We start from the raw sequence: 3,693 nt of genomic DNA, 5'->3' as shown, positions 1-3,693 counted from the left end.
TGCACCAAAAATCGATCAGAGCAGGGCGGAAACGCACGGGCGCGACAGATCGCTACGCGCTTCTCTGGTCTCGGCGACTGACGGTCGATTGGGGTTGCTGGCAGATGAGGATGCCGCCGAGGCAAGTGATTCGGAAGGCGCCTTCTTCACGGATTACCGTGCTGACGCACTCCCTTGCGCGTTCGATGGTCTCCTTGAAGGGGACGCCCATCTGATCGGCCCAGGCTTCGTAGGAGGCCAGGTGGGCGATGACGGGTTCGGCGTCGGTCACTTCGATCACCCCGGGCAGGGGGATGGTGCGGATGTCGTTGAAGACCGTGCCGAGGATTGCCGGGGCGTCTTCCAAGGTGAAGCGGGCGGAGAGCTGCACGCGGGCCGGGCCCTGCTCTGTGCCCAGTACGTCGCCTGCGGCTCGTCGCCAGAGGTCTTCCAGTTCGCGCTTGTCGGTCCGGCTGTTGGTGGAGACGATCGCGATGCCGTCCGGTGAGAGGACGCGCCCCAGCTCCTTCGTCGCCCGGGCCTGGTCTTCGACGTGGTAGAGCATGTGCAGAGCGAGGACGGCACCGAGGACACCGTCTGCGATGGGCAGCTGCTGGACGTCGGCCACTACAGCTCCCGGGATCGCGGTGAGTATGCCGTGGGAGACGTCCATGGGGATCACGCTCAGGTCGGGGCGCTCTTGTCGCACTCGCGCGACGAACTTGCCGTTCCCACACCCCACGTCGGCGACCGCACCGTGCGTGTTCTGTAGTTGGTCCACGACGATGCCTGGCAGATCGTGTCGTGGGGTCTGCCACCGGTACAGGGACTGGCGGGCGGAGAGGTGCTGCCCCGTACCGTAGGCCTTGGTGGACAGAAGGCTGCGGTCGGTGACCGAATGATCGTGTGCGGGCTGGGCGGTCATCGGGCCTCCGGACGGTCGCTGGCATGAGCGGCCCGGCCGGTCGCCTCATGGATCTGTGCGCGAAGATCGATGGCCGGTTGGGCGTCACGGTACGGCGCGCTGCCGAGCAGCGTGCCCAGATTGCGCAGCCTGATGCTGATGCTGGCGGTGCGAGTCCTGGAAGCGAACACCCCTGCGAGCCTTGCGCCGGCCTCTTCGAGTTCGCCGCTGGCCACGTGAGCCGTGGCCAGGTCCAGGTGCGCGGCTTGCAGGTCGCCGGGGGAGCGGTCTTCATCCGGTCCGGCCTGGTACATCTCCAGCGCACGGTTCGAGGCTGAAACTGCCTGCCGGATCTGTTCGCCACCTCCGACGCTCAAGAAGGCGGTGCCGGAGTACGTCCATTGCTTCGCCTCGGGGAACGAGAAGATCCCGGGGAGTTCGTCCGGTTCCGCAGCCATTCGTGCCTCCTGAGCGAGAGCAAGGGCTCGTAGGGCGCTGCGGTGGTCACCTTCGGCTGCGCGGGCACGTGCCTCAAGGCTCAGCAGCCGTGCCTTGATGGTTCCTGAGCCAGGTGCACGCCCGTCGTTCAGGCCGGCCTGGGCAAGGTTTCCTGCCTGCCGGTAGTCCTCCGCCCAGTAAGCGGCGAGGGACTGGAAAGACCGTGCCCAAGCGCGAAGTCTTGGGTGCTCGGCGATCTCCGCGCACTGGACAACGGTGCGAGCGTGCGTGGCGGCGGCAGAGCGGTCCCCGAGGTCGAGCGACACGTGCGCCGCAAGACCGGACAGCCAACCCGCGACCACATAAAGACGAAGGGTATGGGCAGGCGGCTGGCGGCCTTCCAGCAAGCGGAACACCTCTGAGCGGACGGTGCGGATCTCCGGAACCAGGAGGGCCAGGGGACGGCTTACGAAGTCCCGGGCGAGTCGCTCTACGTCCGCTTCGAACTGCTCCAGGACGATCGAGTTGACGTTGGTGTCCGCCGCGTACCGAGCCAGTCGGCTGGACAGCTCTGTATCGGCGGCGCAGCCTCGGACCTCATCGGTCGGGGCCGGAGTTCCCGTGTCATGCACAGCCGCCCCCTTCGGGTACAGGCCGAGGTCCGCCTCGCTGGCCACCTGGAACACCTTGCACAGGGCAGATCTGTACTGACTGGCAGGCCAGCTGATGGCTCCGCGTTCAAGGCGAGAGATCCAGTTCGCGTCGAGTTCCGGATACCGCCCGGTTGCCGCCTGGACCTCGGCGGATACAAGCTCCGGGGTCTGTGTCTGAGTCCAGCGGTGCGCGCGTCTGTGCCTGCGAAGCGTCTCGTTCGCCATCATCCCGTCATCCTCTGATCGAGTCGGGCGCCGAAAAGCGTAGTGGCATCTGCCTGGTGGATGCCTACAACTTGCCTAGCAAAGTGCCCTGTTAGAGGCATTTCCAGCGGAGTTGACTGAGCATGGCTGCCCAGAGAGGCGGTCTCCCCTTGCAGCAGGCCAGCGGAACGATCTCAGGCAACGCCCCTGCCCGCTGCCGCTCCAGCACGAGACCGAGGAGACGTGCGTTGTCCTCTGAAACGAGCAAGCGTGAAAGCACGGCCGACGGGCTGGGTGAGAGAACCTGCAGCCTCCCCTGCTGGACGTTTAAGGTCACAGCCCCACCCAGCTCGGAACTGCTCGACCGTGCACGTCATGGGTGGGAGCGCTTCCTCGACTCCTGCGAGGAGCCGCTCCATGAGTGAGTGCTACGAGTACGTGCCCCACCGGCTCCTTCGCCGTCGTGTGCGCGACATCGCTTCCGGTACCGAGGGCGTGCTGATGGCGGTGGTCAACGAGAACGTCTCCGACACCGGTATCGAGCGCTGGGTCGAACTGGCTTATGTCCGGGGCGCCTCGGGCCGTGAGTTCACCACTGCCGTCGCCAACATCGAGGCGGCCGCCGCCTCCGGCCATCCCTGAGGAGCAGCATGTCCAGTCCCTTCCCGCCACCGCCGCCGTGCAGGACCAAGCCCCACACCCCACCGACGCCCGCCCTGGACGGCCTCCTCTGCGATGCCCAGCTCAGCGCAGTCCGTGCCACAGTCCTGGACGACAACCCGGGGATGGAACCCGAGCTGGCAGCCCGGATCGTCACCGAGGCCATCAAGTTCATCGCCACGGCCGCCCGGGGTGCCGACACCATGACTCCGTCACGCCTGGTCGACAAAGGCTGGCACGCCCTGATCCTCCACACCTCCCTCTACAGCCAGCTGTGCGCACACCTGGGCGGCTTCGTCGACCACTACCCCACCCCTCAGGCCGCGGAAGGCGACCTGGACGCGCTCGACTGGACCATCCAGTCGATTGAACGGGCCGGCTTCTCCGTGGACCGTCATCTGTGGGCCGAACCGACACCCGCCCTGGCTGGCGACCGGTGATCTCCACGGAGTTCACGACCACCACAACCGACGTCGTGACCTGCGAAGCCTGCTGGCGCAACCCCGTCCAGGCCGCCCGCACCACCGCAGTCAGCACCCGCCGCGACCTGCTCTGCGTGCCGTGCGCCCAGCAGGACAGCCCCGTTCGCGTCGCCGTCTTCCCGCCCCTGGGCATCTACAAGCTCACCTGGAGGAACACCACCATGGGAAAGCACCGCAACCCCGGCTACCCCGAACAGCCCCCAACCCCGGCCCGCCACTGCCCTCGCCCCCACCCACCCCGACCCCCGGCCGCCCGCCGGTTTAGGGCCCGGGTATCAGCCCCGGGCGGCCGTCGGTCGCCGAGACCAGAGGAGCGCGTAGCGATCTGTCGCGCCCGTGCGTTTCCGCCCTGCTCTGATCACCTTTTGGTGCG

At 67.1% G+C, this 3,693-nt stretch carries 4 protein-coding genes; 2 read left to right on the top strand and 2 right to left on the bottom strand.

Going from position 1 to position 3,693, the window contains the following annotated elements:
* Nucleotides 1-52 precede the first annotated feature (52 nt).
* Both ACIPW5_RS39810 and ACIPW5_RS39805 read right to left on the bottom strand, forming a co-directional pair.
* Nucleotides 53-904 carry a class I SAM-dependent methyltransferase gene (locus ACIPW5_RS39810; protein ID WP_401256399.1) on the bottom strand — a complete coding sequence of 284 codons (852 nt, stop codon included), beginning with the start codon at nucleotides 902-904 and terminating at the stop codon, nucleotides 53-55.
* Nucleotides 901-2,202, bottom strand: coding sequence for an XRE family transcriptional regulator (locus tag ACIPW5_RS39805; protein ID WP_401256396.1), 1,302 nt, complete (start codon nucleotides 2,200-2,202; stop codon nucleotides 901-903). Before ACIPW5_RS39805 ends, ACIPW5_RS39810 begins: the two co-directional genes overlap by 4 nt.
* 393 nt (nucleotides 2,203-2,595) lie before the next feature.
* Between ACIPW5_RS39805 and ACIPW5_RS39800 the strand changes: the two genes are divergently transcribed.
* Together ACIPW5_RS39800 and ACIPW5_RS39795 are read left to right on the top strand one after the other, a co-directional pair.
* Nucleotides 2,596-2,820 carry a hypothetical protein gene (locus tag ACIPW5_RS39800; RefSeq protein WP_401256393.1) on the top strand — a complete coding sequence of 75 codons (225 nt, stop codon included), beginning with the start codon at nucleotides 2,596-2,598 and terminating at the stop codon, nucleotides 2,818-2,820.
* Nucleotides 2,821-2,828: 8 nt separating this feature from the next.
* Nucleotides 2,829-3,278: a hypothetical protein gene (locus tag ACIPW5_RS39795; protein ID WP_401256391.1), complete on the top strand. Its 450-nt coding sequence runs from the start codon at nucleotides 2,829-2,831 to the stop codon at nucleotides 3,276-3,278.
* The last annotated feature ends 415 nt before the right edge of the window (nucleotides 3,279-3,693 follow it).

The organism is Streptomyces sp. NPDC090077, from assembly GCF_044747545.1.
In the GTDB taxonomy this organism is placed as follows: domain Bacteria; phylum Actinomycetota; class Actinomycetes; order Streptomycetales; family Streptomycetaceae; genus Streptomyces.
This window is presented reverse-complemented; position numbering and strand designations above follow the sequence as displayed.

Bases quoted from the DNA above. Each gene is read 5' to 3' on its own strand.
- ACIPW5_RS39800 (WP_401256393.1), top strand. From the start codon at position 2,596: ATGAGTGAGTGCTACGAGTACGTGCCCCACCGGCTCCTTCGCCGTCGT.
- ACIPW5_RS39810 (WP_401256399.1), bottom strand. From the start codon at position 904: ATGACCGCCCAGCCCGCACACGATCATTCGGTCACCGACCGCAGCCTT.
- ACIPW5_RS39805 (WP_401256396.1), bottom strand. From the start codon at position 2,202: ATGATGGCGAACGAGACGCTTCGCAGGCACAGACGCGCGCACCGCTGG.
- ACIPW5_RS39795 (WP_401256391.1), top strand. From the start codon at position 2,829: ATGTCCAGTCCCTTCCCGCCACCGCCGCCGTGCAGGACCAAGCCCCAC.